Source organism: Cellulomonas sp. 73-92, from assembly GCF_001898175.1.
In the GTDB taxonomy this organism is placed as follows: domain Bacteria; phylum Actinomycetota; class Actinomycetes; order Actinomycetales; family Cellulomonadaceae; genus Cellulomonas.
This window is the reverse complement of the sequence record NZ_MKTH01000020.1, coordinates 26,550-42,758: the sequence shown is the minus strand read 5'-3', so window position 1 is coordinate 42,758 and position 16,209 is coordinate 26,550. Positions and strand designations below refer to the sequence as shown.

General features: G+C 74.2%; 14 protein-coding genes. 9 read left to right on the top strand and 5 right to left on the bottom strand.

Translation table 11 applies throughout. The features are described from left to right. The first annotated feature begins 74 nt into the window (after nucleotides 1–74). The 5 genes from mshD (at nucleotide 75) to BGO37_RS14725 (ending at nucleotide 6,712) form a co-directional block, all read left to right on the top strand. A complete protein-coding gene (gene mshD / locus BGO37_RS14745; protein WP_291756076.1) occupies nucleotides 75–1,046 on the top strand; it encodes a mycothiol synthase in 972 nt (323 codons plus the stop codon). After that, nucleotides 1,043–3,265 (top strand): RNA degradosome polyphosphate kinase, encoded by a 2,223-nt coding sequence (locus BGO37_RS14740; RefSeq protein ID WP_291756073.1) that lies wholly within the window; start codon nucleotides 1,043–1,045, stop codon nucleotides 3,263–3,265. The genes mshD and BGO37_RS14740 overlap by 4 nt, the downstream gene beginning before the upstream one ends. Continuing rightward, on the top strand, nucleotides 3,262–4,233 hold the full coding sequence (locus BGO37_RS14735) for an NUDIX hydrolase (RefSeq protein WP_291756071.1): 972 nt from the start codon (nucleotides 3,262–3,264) through the stop codon (nucleotides 4,231–4,233). Before BGO37_RS14740 ends, BGO37_RS14735 begins: the two co-directional genes overlap by 4 nt. Nucleotides 4,234–4,405: 172 nt before the next feature. Then, the gene (locus BGO37_RS14730; RefSeq protein WP_291756068.1) at nucleotides 4,406–5,350 is read left to right on the top strand and encodes a phosphotransferase; all 945 of its coding nucleotides are present in this window, start codon (nucleotides 4,406–4,408) and stop codon (nucleotides 5,348–5,350) included. A gap of 312 nt (nucleotides 5,351–5,662) precedes the next feature. Beyond that, nucleotides 5,663–6,712 carry a hypothetical protein gene (locus BGO37_RS14725; RefSeq protein ID WP_291756066.1) on the top strand — a complete coding sequence of 350 codons (1,050 nt, stop codon included), beginning with the start codon at nucleotides 5,663–5,665 and terminating at the stop codon, nucleotides 6,710–6,712. 107 nt (nucleotides 6,713–6,819) lie between these two features. Here BGO37_RS14725 and BGO37_RS14720 read toward each other — a convergent pair whose 3' ends face one another. The 3 genes from BGO37_RS14720 to BGO37_RS14710 form a co-directional block, all read right to left on the bottom strand. Then, the gene (locus tag BGO37_RS14720) at nucleotides 6,820–7,833 is read right to left on the bottom strand and encodes an inorganic phosphate transporter (RefSeq protein WP_291756064.1); all 1,014 of its coding nucleotides are present in this window, start codon (nucleotides 7,831–7,833) and stop codon (nucleotides 6,820–6,822) included. 6 nt (nucleotides 7,834–7,839) lie between these two features. Then, complete coding sequence (locus BGO37_RS14715; RefSeq protein WP_291756062.1) at nucleotides 7,840–8,460, bottom strand: DUF47 domain-containing protein; 621 nt, start codon at nucleotides 8,458–8,460, stop codon at nucleotides 7,840–7,842. 217 nt (nucleotides 8,461–8,677) lie between these two features. After that, a complete protein-coding gene (locus BGO37_RS14710) occupies nucleotides 8,678–9,328 on the bottom strand; it encodes a hypothetical protein (protein WP_291756060.1) in 651 nt (216 codons plus the stop codon). A 102-nt stretch (nucleotides 9,329–9,430) separates the two neighbouring features. Between BGO37_RS14710 and BGO37_RS14705 the strand changes: the two genes are divergently transcribed. After that, nucleotides 9,431–9,958 (top strand): MarR family winged helix-turn-helix transcriptional regulator, encoded by a 528-nt coding sequence (locus BGO37_RS14705; protein WP_291756059.1) that lies wholly within the window; start codon nucleotides 9,431–9,433, stop codon nucleotides 9,956–9,958. A gap of 104 nt (nucleotides 9,959–10,062) precedes the next feature. Then, nucleotides 10,063–11,745 (top strand): MDR family MFS transporter, encoded by a 1,683-nt coding sequence (locus BGO37_RS14700; RefSeq protein WP_291756057.1) that lies wholly within the window; start codon nucleotides 10,063–10,065, stop codon nucleotides 11,743–11,745. Nucleotides 11,746–11,810: 65 nt separating this feature from the next. Here BGO37_RS14700 and BGO37_RS14695 read toward each other — a convergent pair whose 3' ends face one another. Together BGO37_RS14695 and msrB are read right to left on the bottom strand one after the other, a co-directional pair. Next, nucleotides 11,811–12,581, bottom strand: a complete 771-nt coding sequence (locus tag BGO37_RS14695) for an NERD domain-containing protein (protein ID WP_291756055.1) — start codon at nucleotides 12,579–12,581, stop codon at nucleotides 11,811–11,813. Between the two features lie 102 nt (nucleotides 12,582–12,683). Beyond that, nucleotides 12,684–13,091, bottom strand: coding sequence for a peptide-methionine (R)-S-oxide reductase MsrB (gene msrB / locus BGO37_RS14690; RefSeq protein WP_291756052.1), 408 nt, complete (start codon nucleotides 13,089–13,091; stop codon nucleotides 12,684–12,686). Nucleotides 13,092–13,193: 102 nt separating this feature from the next. On the opposite strand from msrB, the gene BGO37_RS14685 reads away from it, so the two are divergent. Beyond that, on the top strand, nucleotides 13,194–15,392 hold the full coding sequence (locus tag BGO37_RS14685; RefSeq protein ID WP_291756050.1) for an EAL domain-containing protein: 2,199 nt from the start codon (nucleotides 13,194–13,196) through the stop codon (nucleotides 15,390–15,392). Between the two features lie 85 nt (nucleotides 15,393–15,477). Continuing rightward, nucleotides 15,478–16,203, top strand: coding sequence for a TasA family protein (locus BGO37_RS14680; protein WP_291756048.1), 726 nt, complete (start codon nucleotides 15,478–15,480; stop codon nucleotides 16,201–16,203). Nucleotides 16,204–16,209 lie beyond the last annotated feature (6 nt).

Below are 16,209 nucleotides of genomic sequence, written 5' to 3'. Positions count from 1 at the left end.
TCGGACCACCGCCCCCGGACCACGCCGCGGCCACCGGCTCCGCGCCGGCCCGGCCGCTGTGCTGGGATCGGGGCATGGCCCTGCGCGCCGTTCCCGGCCCCCTGCCCGTCCGCGACCGCGACGCCGTGCGCGGCATCGCGGAGCGCGCCGCGGCGACGGACGGCGTCGCCCCGCTCGACGAGGCCGCCCTCCTGGCGATCGCCGACGAGGCGCCCTCCCCCGGCACCCTGACCCACCTGCTGATGGTCGGTGCCGCCGACGAGCCCGCGGGCCTCGTCGGGTACGCGTACGTCGACCGCGGGGGCGCCGTGCCGACCGCGCAGCTCGTCGTCGACCCCGGCTCGCGGCGCCGGGGCCTCGGCCGGGCGCTGCTCGAGGCGGCGGCGGACGCGGCACGTCCCGACGGGACCCTCGAGGTCTGGGCGCACGGCGACCTGCCGGCGGCGCGCGCCCTGGCGGCGGCGGCCGGGTTCACCGCGGTCGACGAGCTGTGGCGGATGTCCCTCGACCTCCGCGGGCGGTCGGCCGACGAGCCCACCTGGCCCGAGGGCCTCGTCGTGCGCCCCTACCGGCCCGGGCACGACGAGGAGGCGTGGCTGGCCGTCAACGCCCGCGCCTTCGCCGACCACCCCGAGCAGGGGCGCTGGACGGCCCACGACCTGGCCGCGCGCGAGCGCGAGCCCTGGTTCGACCCGGCCGGCTTCCTGCTGGCCGGGCGTGCGGACGGCTCGATCGCCGGGTTCGTCTGGACGAAGGTGCACCCGGCCGGTGACCTGGCGGACGAGCCGGTCGGGGAGGTCTACGTCCTCGGCGTCGACCCGTCGGCGCAGGGCGCGGGGCTGGGCCGGGCCCTGACCGCGGCGGGGCTGGCGCACCTGGTGGGCCGCGGCCTGGGAACGGCCGTGCTGTGGGTCGCGGGCGACAACGCCCCCGCGATCCGCACGTACGCGCGCGCCGGGTTCGCCAGGGCCGCCCTCGACGTCCGGTACGCGCGGCGTGCCGCGGGCGACGCGACGCCGCCGGACGGTGCCACGATGGGGGCATGACCGAGGCCCCGACGCTCAGGCCCGCGCTGGCCGCGAGCATCGCCGAGCACCTCGACGCGGAGAACCTCGCCGCGCCCGGGCTCGAGCTCGAACCCCTGCCCGACGGGCGCTTCCTCGACCGTGAGCTGTCCTGGCTGGCGTTCAACCAGCGCGTCCTCGAGCTCGCCGAGGACTCGACCGTGCCCCTCCTCGAGCGGGTGCGGTTCCTGGCGATCTTCGCCTCGAACCTCGACGAGTTCTTCATGGTGCGCGTGGCCGGCCTCAAGCGCCGCATCGCCACCGGGATCGCGGTCACCGCAGCCTCCGGCCTGTCCCCGCGCCAGGTGCTCGAGGCGATCAGCGAGCGGGCCCACGTGCTCATGGCGCGCCACGCCCTCGTCTTCACCAACGAGGTGCAGCCGGCGCTCGCCGAGCAGGGCATCACGATCGTGCGCTGGCGGGACCTGTCCGACGAGGAGCAGGACCGCCTGCACAAGTACTTCCGCCGGCAGATCTTCCCGGTGCTGACGCCGCTGGCCGTCGACCCGGCGCACCCCTTCCCCTACATCTCCGGCCTGTCGCTCAACCTGGCCGTCTCCGTGGTCAACCCCACGAGCGGCAAGGAGCACTTCGCCCGCGTCAAGGTGCCGCCGCTGCTGCCCCGGTTCCTGCCGGTCGACGCCATCGTGCGGCCCGGGGCGCCGGACGGCGGCACGAGCTTCGTGCCGGTCGAGGACGTCATCGCCCAGCACCTCGACTACCTGTTCCCCGGCATGGAGATCCAGGAGTTCCACTCGTTCCGCGTGACGCGCAACGAGGACGTCGAGGTCGAGGAGGACGACGCCGAGAACCTCCTCCAGGCGATGGAGAAGGAGCTGCTGCGGCGCCGCTTCGGCCCACCCGTGCGGCTCGAGGTCGCGGAGGGCATCTCGCCGCGGGTCCGCAAGCTGCTGGTCCGCGAGCTGGAGATGGACGACGAGGACGTCTACGAGCTGCCCGCGCCGCTGGACGCCACCGGCCTCAACCTCGTCGCGGACATCGACCGGCCGGAGCTGCACTACCCGACGTTCGTGCCGACCACCCACCGCCACCTGGCCGAGGTCGAGTCGGCGACGCCGACGGACATCTTCGCCGCGATCCGCGCGCGCGACATCCTGCTGCACCACCCCTACGACTCGTTCTCGACCTCGGTCCAGGCGTTCCTCGAGCAGGCGGCCGCCGACCCGCAGGTGCTGGCCATCAAGCAGACCCTGTACCGCACGTCCGGCGACTCCCCGATCGTCGACGCGCTGATCGACGCCGCCGAGGCAGGCAAGCAGGTGCTGGCCCTCGTCGAGATCAAGGCGCGGTTCGACGAGCAGAACAACATCTCCTGGGCCCGCAAGCTCGAGCAGGCCGGTGTGCACGTCGTCTACGGCATCGTCGGGCTGAAGACGCACTGCAAGCTCTCGCTCGTCGTGCGCCAGGAGAGCGACGGCCTGCGGCGGTACTCCCACGTCGGCACCGGCAACTACCACCCCAAGACCGCGCGGCTCTACACGGACCTCGGCCTGCTCACCGCCGACCCGGAGGTGGGCCAGGACCTCACCCGGCTCTTCAACCAGCTGAGCGGGTACGCGCCCAAGTCGCGGTTCCACCGGCTGCTCGTCGCGCCCCGCTCGGTGCGCGCCGGGCTGATCGAGCGCATCGACCGCGAGGCGGCCGCCGCCCGCGCCGGGCGTCCCGCGTGGATCAAGATCAAGGTCAACTCGATGGTCGACGAGGCCACGATCGACGCCCTCTACCGCGCCTCGCAGGCCGGCGTCCCGATCGACATCTCCGTCCGCGGCATCTGCGCGCTGCGCCCGGGCGTGCCGGGGCTCTCGGAGACGATCCGGGTCCGGTCCATCCTCGGCCGTTTCCTCGAGCACTCGCGGATCTTCGCCTTCGCGCACGCGGACGGGACGCCGCAGGACGGCTACGACTTCGCCGGCCCCGAGGTGTTCATCGGGTCCGCCGACCTCATGCACCGCAACCTCGACCGGCGCGTCGAGACGCTGGTGCGCGTCGCGGACCCCGACCACGTCACCGAGCTCATCGACCTCATCGACCTCGCGATGGACGACGCGACGGCCTCCTGGTACCTCCAGCCGGACGGGGAGTGGGAGCGCCACACCACCGGACCGGACGGGGCCCAGCTCGCCGACCTGCAGGCGGTGCTCATCGCGCGGCAGCGCCGGCGGCCTGGAACCGGCCGGTGAGCCCGCTCGAACCCGGCGTCGTCCACGCGGCCGGCGCCCTCGTCTGGCGCGTGCGGCAGAGCCGGCTCCAGGTGGCCCTCGTGCACCGGCCCCGCTACAAGGACTGGTCGTGGCCCAAGGGCAAGCTCGACCCGGGCGAGGCCTCGGTCACCGCGGCGTGGCGCGAGGTGGCGGAGGAGATCGGCCACGACGTGGTGCTCGGCGTGCCGCTGCCCGCGCTGAGCTACCCGCTCGAGGACGGCCGCACCAAGCGGGTGAGGTACTGGGCCGCCCAGGTCGCCGGGCGGCCAGAGGCGGCCGCGCTCCGTGCGCGCCCCCCCGTGCCCCCCGCCCAGCGCGAGGAGATCGACAACGCACGCTGGTTCGACGTCGACGCCGCCGCCGAGCGGCTGACCCGGGCGACCGACCGCGCGCCGCTCACCGCGCTCGTCGACGCCCATGGCCAGGGCCGCCTCGACACCCGGGCGCTCGTCGTGGTGCGGCACGCCGCGGCCCGCAAGCGGTCGGTGTGGGACGGCGGCGAGGCCACCCGGCCGCTCACGGAGTCCGGCCGCACGCAGGCGACCGCGCTGGTGCCGATGCTGTCGGCGTTCGGCGTGACGTCGGTGGTGACGAGCGACTGGGAGCGGTGCACCGCGACGGTCGACCCCTACGCGCAGGCGGCGGGCGTGGCGACCACCCTGGTGCCGTCGCTGACCGAGACCGGGCACGACGACCACCCGGCGCGCGTCGCCGCGATCGTCGCCGGCCTCGTCGACGGCGGCCAGGACGCCGTCCTGTGCACGCACCGGCCGGTGCTGCCGACGGTGCTGGACGTCGTCGCGCAGCACTCCGGACGGGCCGTGGCCGATGCGCTGCCGCGCGAGGACCCGTTCCTGCGGACGGCCGAGATGCTCGTGGCGCACGTCGCCGCCACCGACGTCGGGCCGCGCGTCGTCGCCACGGAGCGGCACCGGCCGCGCGCCTGACCCGGCCGGGCCCGCCACCTGACCGGCGGAGCCGCCCTCTCGCCTCTGCCCCCTCGCCGGCGAGGGCGCCCTCATGCTCGCTTCGACGCCACCATCCGCGCCCCATGGCGCCGTCGCTTCCGGGCCCGACCACCGGGCGCGCCACCGCGCCCGCGCGCGGCAGGATGCCCCCGTGGACGAGGTCCGGGAGATCGCGCTGGAGGCCCTGCGGCACTACGACGTCGCCCCGCGCCGCCTCTCCCGGGCAGCCCGGTCCTTCAACAGCGTCTTCCGGGTCACCGCCGCCTCCGGCACGCACGCGTTGCGCGTGGGCGCGGAGCAGCGCATCCACGCCGACGGGACGCTGGCGACGGAGGCCGCCTGGCTCCGCCGGCTCGCAGAGCGCGGCATGGTCGTGCCGGCGCTGCGCACCAACTGGGCCGGCGAGGTCGGCACCGTGGTGGCCGCCCGCGACGCGGTTCCCCGGACCTGCGCCCTGTTCGACTGGGTGGCGGGCCGCTCCCTGCGCGCCCGGCTCACGGCGCCGACCGCTGCCCGGCTGGGCCGGCTCGCCGCGCAGCTGCATGCGGACGCCGAGGACTGGGGGCTCGTCGACCCCCCGGACGTGCTCGTCGCCGACCGGGTGCTCTACTGGCGCGTGCCCGTCCGCCTGACGGCGCCGGACATCCCGTTCCACGACGTGTTCGCCGACGCCCTCGACCGGGCCCAGGCCGCGCTCGACGAGCTGTGGCGCACTCCACCGCACCGGCCGCACCTGCTCCACGGCGACCTGACGCCGGCCAACGTCATCGTGACGAACGACGGGACGCTCGTCCCGATCGACTTCCAGGACGTCGTGTGGGGGTTCGACGTCCAGGACCTCGCCATCACCATCGTGGCGCTGCGTCGGGCGCCCGGCGGGCCGCGCCTGGTGGAGGCGTTCCGCGACGGGTACGCGAGCCTTCGCCCGTGGCCCGCCAGCCCTCCGGAGCTGGTCGAGGCACTGGTCGCGGCCCGGGTCCTCGGCATGGTCAACCTCGTCGTGACCGTCCACGGCCCGGCCGACCGGGGCGACTACCTGGCCGCCCACGCGCAGCGGCTCCGACAGTGGCTGGACCCGCGCCGGCCGACGGCCTGACGGGCGCACGCGGCCCGGCCCACGGGACCGCGGGGCTGAGGGTCATCACGTGCCTGCGGCCCGCGCGACATCCCCTCCACCGCCGGACACCCCGGCGCCCCGACGTCCCGAGTCGCGGGCGAGGGCGCCATCGCGCCCGCTGTGACGGCGCCGACCGCGCCCCAAGGCGCCCTCGGCGGCCGCCCCCGGGCGCCCTGGGCCGACGGCGCGACGGTGAGGACGTGAACCGTCCTCAGCCCTGGGCAGCGGACCGGCCCCCGCAGGTGCGTCGGCGGCGGCCCATCGGCCACCACCGGCGGGCACGCTCGGCCGGTGCGTCACGTCACCGTCCCCCTGCCGCTGCTCGCCCTCGCCGCACGCCAGGAGGGGCTCGCGTCGGCGGACCAGTGCGACGAGCACGGCCTCGACCGCCACCGACGCCACCGCCTCGTCGTGGCCGGGACCGCCGCGCGCGCCACGCAGGGCGTCCTCGACCTGTCGGGACACCTCGCCGCCGCCGGCCAACCCGTCTCCTCTGGGCCGGACCACGCCCGCCGGCGCGCAGCCCTCGTCGCGCTGCTCGCCCACGGGCCCGCCGCCGTCGCCGTGGGGCAGTGCGCGCTGGCCCTGCTCGGGGTGCAGGGGCTGCCCTCGACGATCCGGCCGGAGGTGGCGCTCCCCGACGGATCCGCGCGGCGACCGCGCGACGGTGTGGTGGTCCGCCGGTACCGGCCCCCGTCACCGACCGTCTGCATCGACGGCTTCGAGGTGGAGGCGCCCGTGGCGGCGCTGGCTCACGCCGTGCGCGAGCTCGGGCGCGACCGTGGGGTGGCGGTCCTGGACTCGGCGGTTCAGCGGCGGCTCATCGGCGCCGGCGCACTCCCGGACGTGAGCCGCGCGGCGCGCGGGAGGCGGGGCGCCGCCAGGGTCGCGGCAGCCATCGGGCTCGTCGACGGGCGCGCCCAGTCGCCGCTGGAGACGTTCGCCCGGCTGCAGTGCGTGGATGCCGGCATCCGGCCGGACGGCCTGCAGGTGCCGGTGCGGGACGCGTCCGGACGCATCATCGCGCGGGGCGACCTCGGTTGGCGCCTCCGGCGGGGCCGCTGGCTGCTCGTCGAGATCGACGGTGCCGGTCCGCACAGCGCGCCCGACGCGCTCTTCTCCGACCGGGCACGCCAGAACGCGGTGCTCGCCTCCGGCCGCATCGTGATGCTCCGGTACACGGCAGGGGACCTCGCGCACCGTGGCCTGGTCCCCGCCGCGGTGGCGGCGCACCTGCGCCAGGACGACCTCGGCTTCCGCCTCGATCTGGCCGCGCGTGAGGGCGCCCCGGCTGCTCGCGCTCCCGACGACGGTGCCCATGCGCGCTCGGGGAGCGCCTGATCCGCGGCGCAGGGCGCCCTAGCGACAGCGGTCCGGGGATGGATGCCCGGAGACGGGGGTGGTGGCGGCCGGCTGGCGGGTGGACCGGAGGCGCGGGGGGCCGGCGGTCAGCCGATCAGCGGGCGCAGCGCGACGAGGAGCAGCGCCGCCACAGCCCCGGCCGCTGGGATCGTCAGCACCCAGGCGACGACGATGTTCTTCGCCACCCCCCAGCGCACGGCGGACAGCCGCCGGGTGGCCCCGACGCCCATGATCGCCGAGGTGATCGTGTGCGTCGTCGAGACCGGCGCCTTGAACCCCAGCGCCATGACGTAGAGCACGAGGGCGGACACCGTCTCCGCCACGAAGCCGCGGGCGGGGTCGAGCTCGATGATCTTGCGGCCCAGGGTGCGCATGATCCGCCAACCGCCCGAGTAGGTGCCGGCCGAGATCGCCGCCGCGGCGCAGAGCTTGACCCACAGCGGGATGTGGGACTGCGGCGCCGCCCAGCCGTTGGCGATGAGCGCCAGGAGGATGACGCCCATCGTCTTCTGGGCGTCCTGTAGGCCGTGGCCGAGGGCCATCGCGGCCGCCGAGACCGTCTGGGCCAGGCGGAACCGCCGCATGGTGCGCGTCGGCGCCGCCCGCCGGACCAGCCACAGCACGCCGACCATGACGACGAACGCGGCCGTGAACCCGATGGCCGGCGAGATCACCATCGGGATGACGACCTTGGCGACGACGTGGCCCCAGTAGATGCCCAGCCCGCCGGCGAGGCCGGCCCCCACGAGCCCGCCGATGAGCGAGTGGGTGGACGACGAGGGCAGCCCGAGCCACCACGTGATGAGGTTCCAGGTGATGGCACCCAGCAGCGCGCACAGGATGACGACGAGCGTGAAGTGACTGGCCCGGGCGGTGTCCTCCGGCAGCCGCACGATGCTGTGGGCGATCGTGTCGGCGACGCCGGTGCCGATGAGGGCGCCCGCGAAGTTCATGATCGCGGACATCACCAGGGCCACCCGGGGCGTCAGCGCGCGCGTCGACACCGACGTGGCGATGGCGTTGGCGGCGTCGTGGAAGCCGTTGGTGAAGTCGAAGCCGAGGGCGAGCGCCACCACGAGGACGACGAGGACCGCTTCCACCGCGGCTCAGGACTCCTTGACGGCGATGGACTCGACGGTGTTGGCGACGCGCTCGAACGCGTCGGCCGCCGCCTCGAGCTTCTCGACGATCTCCTTGAGCTTCATCAGCAGCTTCGGGTCGTCGATCTCGTCGAAGAGCTGGGCCAGCAGCTTGCGGTACGCCTTGTCGGCCTGGTTCTCGAGCCGGTTGATCTCTACCCAGTAGTCGGCCAGGTCGCCCATGGTGCGCAGCTTCGGCATCGCCTCGGCGGTGAGCTCGGCGGCCCGCTGCAGCACCTGGATCACGTCCGCCGCGCGGGGCGGCAGCGACTCGATCTTGTACAGGACGATGAGGTCGGCCGCCTCCTCCATGAAGTCCATGCAGTCGTCGAGCCGCGAGGCGAGCATGTAGATGTCGTCGCGGTCGAACGGCGTCACGAACGTCTGGTTGAGGCGCTGCATGATCGAGTGCGCGGCCTCGTCGGCGTCGTGCTCCGCCTCGGCGAAGCGCTTGCCGATGGCCTTGGCAGCGGCACGGTCGGCGCCGAGCATCTCGGCCAGCAGGTTGGCACCGGTGACCAGGTGCTCGGCCTGGGCGGTGAAGAGGGTGAAATACGAGTCCTCGCGCGGGGTGAGGCGCAGGCGCACGGAACGCTCCCGGAGACGGCACGACGAAGCCCGGGCGGCCCGGACGTCGGACAGCCTAACGGCACCCGAACCCCCGGTAGCCAGGATGTGGACGGGACCCCGCCTGGCAGGTGAAGCGTCGGGCCGGGAGCGCCTCTCGGCGCGTGGCCGCTCGAAGCGGCGTCAAGTGGAGCCCGGGGCTACCGCGGCCCGACGCCCCACCAGTGTACGTGGCGGCTCATTCGAGCCGGCCCTGGCGCCACAGCTCACCCGCGCGCGCCAGCTCGTCGGCCGTGCGCAGCAGCGACGACGCGCCGCGGGTCTGCCGCTCGGCGCCCCGGGGGTCGACGAGGTCGAGGTGGTCGGCGTCGAAGGCCGCCCCCGTCGCCAGGACCCGGCAGAAGGCCGCCGCCCGCTCGAGCGCCGTCGCCAGGTCCCCGGTGTAGACGCCCGACAGCACCGCGTCGACCACCGCACGCACGTCCGCGGGGCCCGGCGGGACGGCCACGCCCGCGACCGCGCCCTCGACGGGCGCCGCGTCGACGCCCTGGCGGTAGCGGTCGGCGACCGTCGCGGGGTCGCGCCGCACCCACTCGCGCAGCACGTACAGCCGCCACAGGGCGCCCGGCAGGCTCTCGGGCGGGCTGTCGGCCCACATCGCGGCGACCACGTCGAGGCCCTCGGTCTCGACGAGGGCCAGCAGCCGCGCGAGCACCGCGGGGTCGGCGCTGGCGCGACCGCCGCTGACCAGGGCCGCCGCCGTCGCGTGCGCCACCTGCGCGCGCAGCGCCGGGTCGACGCCCCCGGGATGCCAGTCCGCCGTGGAGTCGACGAGCACGGGGCGACGCGGGCGCGGCGCCGCCCCGCCGTTGTCGGGTCCGCTCGTCATGCGTCCATCCTCTCCTGCCGACCCCGCGCGGGCGACCACTTGCAAACAGCAAATAGTCGACCTACAGTGTTTGCGTTACGCAACCAATCGAGGAGCACGACGGTGGACGACGAGCGGGCGGAGGCCCAGGCGCAGATCATCGGCGCCATGGAGCGGATGGGCCGCCTGCTGCGCGAGATGTCGCAGGGCGTCGCCAAGGACCACGCCTCCACGCGCGCCACCATGGCGATCGCCCGCCTGCTGGACGGCGCGGGCGAGGACGGCGAGGTCGGGGTCGGTGACGTCGCCGAGGCGCTGCGCGTCGACATCTCGGTCGCCAGCCGCCAGGTGAGCGACCTCGTCACCGAGGGCCTGGTCGAGCGCACCGTCGTCGACGGCGACCGCCGGGCCCGGCACCTGAGGCTCACCGCCGCCGGCCGCGCGTACGCCGACGAGCTGCGCGCCGTCATGCAGGTGAAGGCGGAGATCACGTTCGCCGGGTGGTCGGTCGACGAGCTCAAGGTCGCCGCCACCACGCTCGACCACCTCGTCACGAGCGTGGCCGGTGCCACCGGCTGCCCCGCCTACGCCGGCGCGCTGCAGCGCGCGGCCGCCCTCAGACCGGGGTCACCCACGGCCGTCCCCGCCTGACCCGCCCGGCGCCACCGGGCGCCGCCCCCACCACGTCGACGACGACACCCCCACCCAGGGCTCCGTCGTCGGCGGCGCCCGACCACCACCGCTGGAGCACCGCCATGACCACCACCACCTCGGCGCAGGCCGCGCCGCTCGAGGCGCACCACCGCGTCCACCGGGAGACCATGACCCGACGGGAGGTCCTGGAGGCGCTGTCCGGCATCCTCCTCGGCATGCTCGTCGCGGTCCTCGCGGAGAGCGTCCTGTCCACGTCGCTGCCACGGATCATCACCGACCTGCGCGGCAGCCAGTCGTCCTTCACGTGGGTCGTCACCGCGACGCTGCTGACGACGACGATCACCACCCCCATCTGGGGCAAGCTGGCCGACCTCGTCGACCGCAAGCTGCTCATCCAGCTGGCGCTGTCGATCACCGTGGTCTCGTCGGCCCTCGCCGGCCTCTCCCAGAACGTGGGCGAGCTCATCGGCTGGCGCGCCGTGCAGGGCATCGGCGCCGGCGGCCTGACGGCCCTCGCGACCGTCCTGATGGCCGACATCATCAGCCCCCGCGAGCGGGGCCGGTACATGGGCCTGCTCGGCGGGATCATGGGCCTCGGCATGGTCGGCGGCCCGCTGCTCGGCGGCGTCATCACCGACAGCCTGTCGTGGCGGTGGAACTTCTTCATCGGTCTGCCGTTCGCCATCGGCGCGATCGTCGTGCTGCAGCGCACGCTGCACCTGCCGAAGTCCCGCAAGGAGCGGGTCTCGATCGACTACCTCGGCGCGCTGACCCTGTCCGTCGGCGTCGCGCTCCTGCTGCTGTGGGTGACGTTCGCGGACTCGTCGTTCGCGTGGGTCTCGTGGCAGTCCGGCCTGATGCTCGGCGCCTCGGTCGCCCTGCTCGCGGCCACGGTGTGGATCGAGAACCACGTCGCCGAGCCGATCATCCCGATGCGGCTGTTCCGCAACCGCACCTTCGTGCTCGCGGTGATCGCCTCGGTCTCGGTCGGCGTCGCGCTGTTCGGCACCCAGGTGTTCCTGTCGCAGTACATGCAGCTGGCCCGCGGCCGGACGCCCACCGAGTCCGGCCTGCTGACCATCCCGATGATCGTCGGCGTCTTCCTGTCGTCGACCATCTCGGGCCGGATCATCACGCAGACCGGCCGCTACAAGCGCTTCATGCTCGCGGGCGGCGTCATCATGTCCGCCGGCCTCGGCCTCATGGGCACCATCGACTACCACACCAGCTTCGTCCTGGTCTCGGCCTGGATGCTCATCCTCGGCGCGGGCGTCGGCATGCTCATGCAGAACCTCGTCCTGGCCGTGCAGAACACGCTCGACGTGCGGGAGATCGGCGCCGGCACCTCGGCGGTCGCCTTCTTCCGGACGCTCGGCGGCGCGATCGGCGTCTCGGTCCTCGGCGCGGTCCTCTCGCACCGCGTGAGCGGCCTCATGGTCAAGGGGCTCGCCGCGATCGGGATCGACCCGGCGGCGCTCGGCGGGTCCGGCTCGAGCAGCCTGCCCAACCTGGCGACCCTGCCCGCCCCGGTGCGCGACGTCGTGGAGAAGGCGTTCGGCGACGGCGTCTCCGAGCTGTTCCTCATCGGCACGCCGCTGGCGGTCGTCGCCCTGCTGACCGTCTTCTTCCTCCGCGAGGTCCCGCTCGGTCAGCGGTCCGGCATCGAGCAGCGCATGGAGCTGGAGGACGAGGCCGACGAGATCCTCGCCCCGCTCGTCGAGGACGCGCTCGCGGAGCTCGAGGCGGGCGAGCACGACGAGGCGGGCGCGACCACCGCGCACTAGCCGCGGGCACGACGACGCCGGCCGTCGGGGCAGTGGCTCCGGCGGCCGGCGTCGTCCCGGACGGATCAGCCCAGCCAGGTGCTGGCGCGGCGCGCCACCCGCGCCAGCGCCTGCACGCGCCGCTCGTCGAGCGCCACCGGCATCCGGCGGAAGAGGCCGGGCACCTCGTGCCGGGCCACGACGAGCGGGTCGTTGGCCGTGGTGAGGACGTCGACGTCGAGCTTGCCCTGCAGCACCAGCACGGCCCGGACGTGGATCTGGGCGCACCCGGCGGCGAGCAGCCGGTCCTGGGTGCGGGTGGCCTCGAGCCGGGCGTCGCGCAGGTAGGCGACGGGACGCCCGTCGACCGACATCGCGCGGCCGCGGCCGACGATCGCCGCACCGGGGTGCCGCCGCTCGGTCACGGTGAACAACCCGCCCGGACCGATGAGCAGGTGCTCGACGCACGTGCCCTGGCGGCCGAGCGGGACGTCGTGGACGGTCGCCCAGCCCTCGTCGGCCAGCCGGTCGAGGCGCTCGCCGATCGAGCTGGCGCGGGCCGGACCCGGCTCGTCGCCCTTGGTCCCCAGCCACGCCTCGAGCGCCACCTGCAGGTCGCGCAGCTCCGCCTCGTCGGGCGGGGCGAGCCGCTGCGCGGGGACGACGAGCTCGGGCAGGTCGGACCGCAGGTAGGCCTGCGCGGCGCGGCGCACCTCGGCCTCGAGGAGGGGGTCGGACGCGACGACCTCGCCGGACTGGAGGTCGACCGAGCCGACCGGTTGGCCGTTCTCGTGCGTGACGTACAGCCGGTCGGCGCCGTAGCGCCGCCACCGCCGCACGGTCAGCACGTCCTCCACGCTGAGGATTATCGGCAGCGCGGGCCGCGCCGGTGAGGCCTTCCACGGGGTGTCGCGCACGCATCACCCGGATGCGTCACGCACCCGCCCGGAGAAGCCAGATCAGGCCTCGGAGACGGGCTCGAACGTCAGGCTGAGCGAGTTCATGCAGTACCGGTCCCCGGTCGGGGTCTGCGGCGCGTCGTCGAACACGTGGCCCAGGTGGGACCCGCACCGGGCACACCTCACCTCGGTCCGCACCATGCCGTGGCTGCGGTCCTCGATCAGCTCGACTCGGTCGCCGGCCAGCGGCGTGTAGAAGCTCGGCCAGCCGCAGTGGCTGTCGAACTTCGTCTGCGAGCGGAACAGCTCGTTGCCGCACGCGCGGCACCGGTACACGCCCTCGCGCTTCTCGTCGAGCAGCGCGCCGGTCCACGGCCGCTCGGTCGCGGCCAGCCGCAGCACCGCGAACTCCTGCGGGTCCAGCTCGACCTTCCACTGCTCAGGACTCTTGGCCACCTCGTACGTCATGCCGATAGCAACAACACGACGTGGCGACGCGTTCCGATGTCGCCGTTCGCCTCGCCGGTCCTTACCCTTTTCGCCAGTGGTCCTCGGCCAGGAGAGGTGCACGTGCCACGAGTCGCCCGTCGCCGGCTGGGCCTCACCCGCTACTTCGTCATGGTGAGCCTCGTCTCCGTCGTCGCGCTCGGGCTCGCCCTGGTGTGGGTGTCGTCGTCGGTGATGCGCCAGCAGGCGGTCCGGCTCGGCACGGTGACGGCGACCTCCGTCAGCGCCTACGCGGTCGCGCCGGTCACCGCCGAGGAGTTCCGCACCGGGATCCTCGACCAGGCGACGCACGCCGCCGTCGCCTCCGCCACCGCCGGCTTCAAGGACAAGCTCGTCGAGCTGCGGCTGTGGAGCAGCGACGGCCGGCTGATGTACTCCACGGCGGAGAACACCACCACCGGGCTGCCCGACACCACGCGGTACGAGAACGTGCGGGCCACCGGCCAGCCCGACGCGCGGCTCATCACGGACGTCCGGTCCATGCCCGGCGGGCAGGCGCTCGCCTCCACCGAGCGGCCCGTGCTCGACGTCTACGTCCCGGTCAAGGCCAGCGACACCGCGTCGCCGGACACCGCGGTCGGCACGCAGCCGCCGACGGCAATCGTCGGCGCCGCGGAGGTGATGATCGACCAGGCCGTGTCGCAGCAGGCGCTCGCCGACGCGGTGCGCACCGTGACGCTCGTCGTCGTCGCGGGCCTGGCGCTGCTGTGGCTGCTGCTGTTCCGCACCGTCCACACCACGTCGCGCCGGCTGCAGTCCACCGCCCTCGAGAACGCCCGCCTGGCGCTGCTGGACTCGCTCACCGGCCTGCCGAACCGCCGGCTGCTCGCCGACCGGATGCGCCGTGGCATCGAGCAGGCCCAGGCCGAGGGCACCCGTGTCGGGCTCGTGCTGCTCGACATCGACCGGTTCAAGGACATCAACGACACCCTGGGTCACGACCGCGGGGACGAGCTGCTCGAGCAGGTCGCGGACCGGATGCGCGACGCGCTGCGCGACGAGGACATCGTCGCCCGCCTCGGTGGCGACGAGTTCGCGGTGCTGCTGCCGGACGTGCGCACCGTGGCGAACGCCGAACGGCTCGCGCAGCGGATCCGCTCCCTCTTCGCCACGCCGTTCCGGCTCGGGGGCATGGAGCTGCACGTCGAACCCTCGGTCGGCGTCGCGTGCCTGCCCGACCACGCCGCCGACGCCTCCTCGCTCATGCGCACCGCCGACGTGGCCATGTACTCGGCCAAGGTCCGCCGCACCGGTGTGGCGGTCTACGACCCCGACGAGGACCACTCGTCCCCCGCGCGGCTCGAGCTGCTCGGCGACCTGCACCGCGCGCTCGACGAGCAGGGCGGCGGGGCGGCCGAGGCGGCTCTCGCCACCGCGGCGGAGCCCGACGAGGACGCGGCGCCCGATGAGGTGGCCTCCGAGCCGGTTGCCGCCGACCCGGTGGCCGTGGCCGACGACGAGCGGATGCGCCAGCTCGAGATGTACTACCAGCCGAAGGTCGACCTCGCCTCCGGCCGGATCGTGGGGCTGGAGGCGCTCGTCCGGTGGCGGCACCCTGTGCACGGGATGCTGCTGCCCAGCTCGTTCATCCCGCTCGCCGAGCAGTCCGGCCTCATCCACGTCCTCACCGCCTTCGCGCTGCGGGAGTCGGTGCGGCAGCTGGCGCAGTGGCGCACGCAGGGGCGCAGGACGCCGGTCGCCGTCAACCTGTCGGCGCACGACGTCTCCAACGGCGCCGTAGTCGACCTCATCGAGCGGCTGCTCGCCGAGTACGAGGTGCCCTCCTCGCTGCTCCAGGTGGAGATCACGGAGACCGCGCTCATCGCGGACACCTCGCGCGTGGTGCCGGTGCTCGAGCGCCTCGGCGCGCTGGGTGTCAAGGTCGCGATCGACGACTTCGGCATCGGCAACACCTCGATCGCCCAGCTGCGCGAGCTGCCGGTCAGCGTGCTGAAGATCGACCGGCTCTTCGTGTCCGACCTGCACGACGACAACCGCGAGGGCTCCCAGCTGGTGGTCCAGGCGATGGTCGACCTGGCCCACTCCTTCGGCCTACACGTGGTGGCCGAGGGCGTCGAGGACGCCGACACCGCGGCGATCCTCGCCCGGCTGGGCGTCGACCAGGCGCAGGGCTTCTTCTACGCGCACCCGTCACCGGCCGGCGACGTGGCCGACGCGCGGCGCCGGCTGGTCCGGCCGCGGCGCAGCGGCGTGTCGGAGGACGAGCCGGCGCCGACCCCGCCGAGGATCCCGGTGAAATGACCGATACACCCTCAATGACCGACGGCCACGTGCCGATACCGGCTGAAGGACGTGCCCGACGTCTGCGACCGCCCGAGGAGACCCCATGGTCGACGACCTTCTGCAGGAGATGATCGATCCGACGCCGCCGCGGACGGACATCTCGCGCTGGCGGCGCCTGGGTGCGACCGCGGCGATCTTCGCGCTGGCCGGCATCGGCGTCACGTCGCTCACGACGAACGCCCTGTTCACCGACCGCGAGACGACCGCCGGTGACCTGCTCACCGGCACGGTCGACCTCTCGCTCGGAAGCTTCTCGTTCACCATGCCCCAGGGCGGGATGGCGCCCGGCGACGTCGTCGTGCAGCCGATCCAGGTCGACAACACCGGCTCGCTGGCGCTGCGCTACGCGGTGTCCTTCCTGGCGACGCGCACGACGAGCCCCACCCCCGACCCCACGAACAGCGCCGGCACGGGAGTCCCGGGCACCGGCGACCTGCGGTCGGCCCTCACGCTGTCGGTGTTCCACGTCACGGACGCCACGGGCTGCACCGCGACGACGCCGGTCCCCACGGACCCGACGGTGGCGGGCACCCAGCAGGGCCTCGTGGTGAGCGACTACACGCCGATCCTCGGCTCGCCCGAGGTCGGCCCGCAGACGGGTGACTCCGAGATCCTGGGCGGCGGCACCAACACGCAGACGCTGTGCGTCCGCCTCGCCATGGACCCCGCCAGCACCAACGACTTCCAGAACACGGCCGCCAACGTCTCGCTCCGGTTCGACGCCGAGCAGGTGGTGAACAACACCGCCTCACCGACGTCCACCCCGTGAGGTAGC

What these genes read in the sequence shown, in the direction of transcription:
- mshD (WP_291756076.1), top strand. Translation starts at nt 75, where the DNA reads ATGGCCCTGCGCGCCGTTCCCGGCCCCCTGCCCGTCCGCGACCGCGAC.
- BGO37_RS14740 (WP_291756073.1), top strand. Translation starts at nt 1,043, where the DNA reads ATGACCGAGGCCCCGACGCTCAGGCCCGCGCTGGCCGCGAGCATCGCC.
- BGO37_RS14710 (WP_291756060.1), bottom strand. Translation starts at nt 9,328, where the DNA reads ATGACGAGCGGACCCGACAACGGCGGGGCGGCGCCGCGCCCGCGTCGC.
- BGO37_RS14700 (WP_291756057.1), top strand. Translation starts at nt 10,063, where the DNA reads ATGACCACCACCACCTCGGCGCAGGCCGCGCCGCTCGAGGCGCACCAC.
- msrB (WP_291756052.1), bottom strand. Translation starts at nt 13,091, where the DNA reads ATGACGTACGAGGTGGCCAAGAGTCCTGAGCAGTGGAAGGTCGAGCTG.
- BGO37_RS14680 (WP_291756048.1), top strand. Translation starts at nt 15,478, where the DNA reads ATGGTCGACGACCTTCTGCAGGAGATGATCGATCCGACGCCGCCGCGG.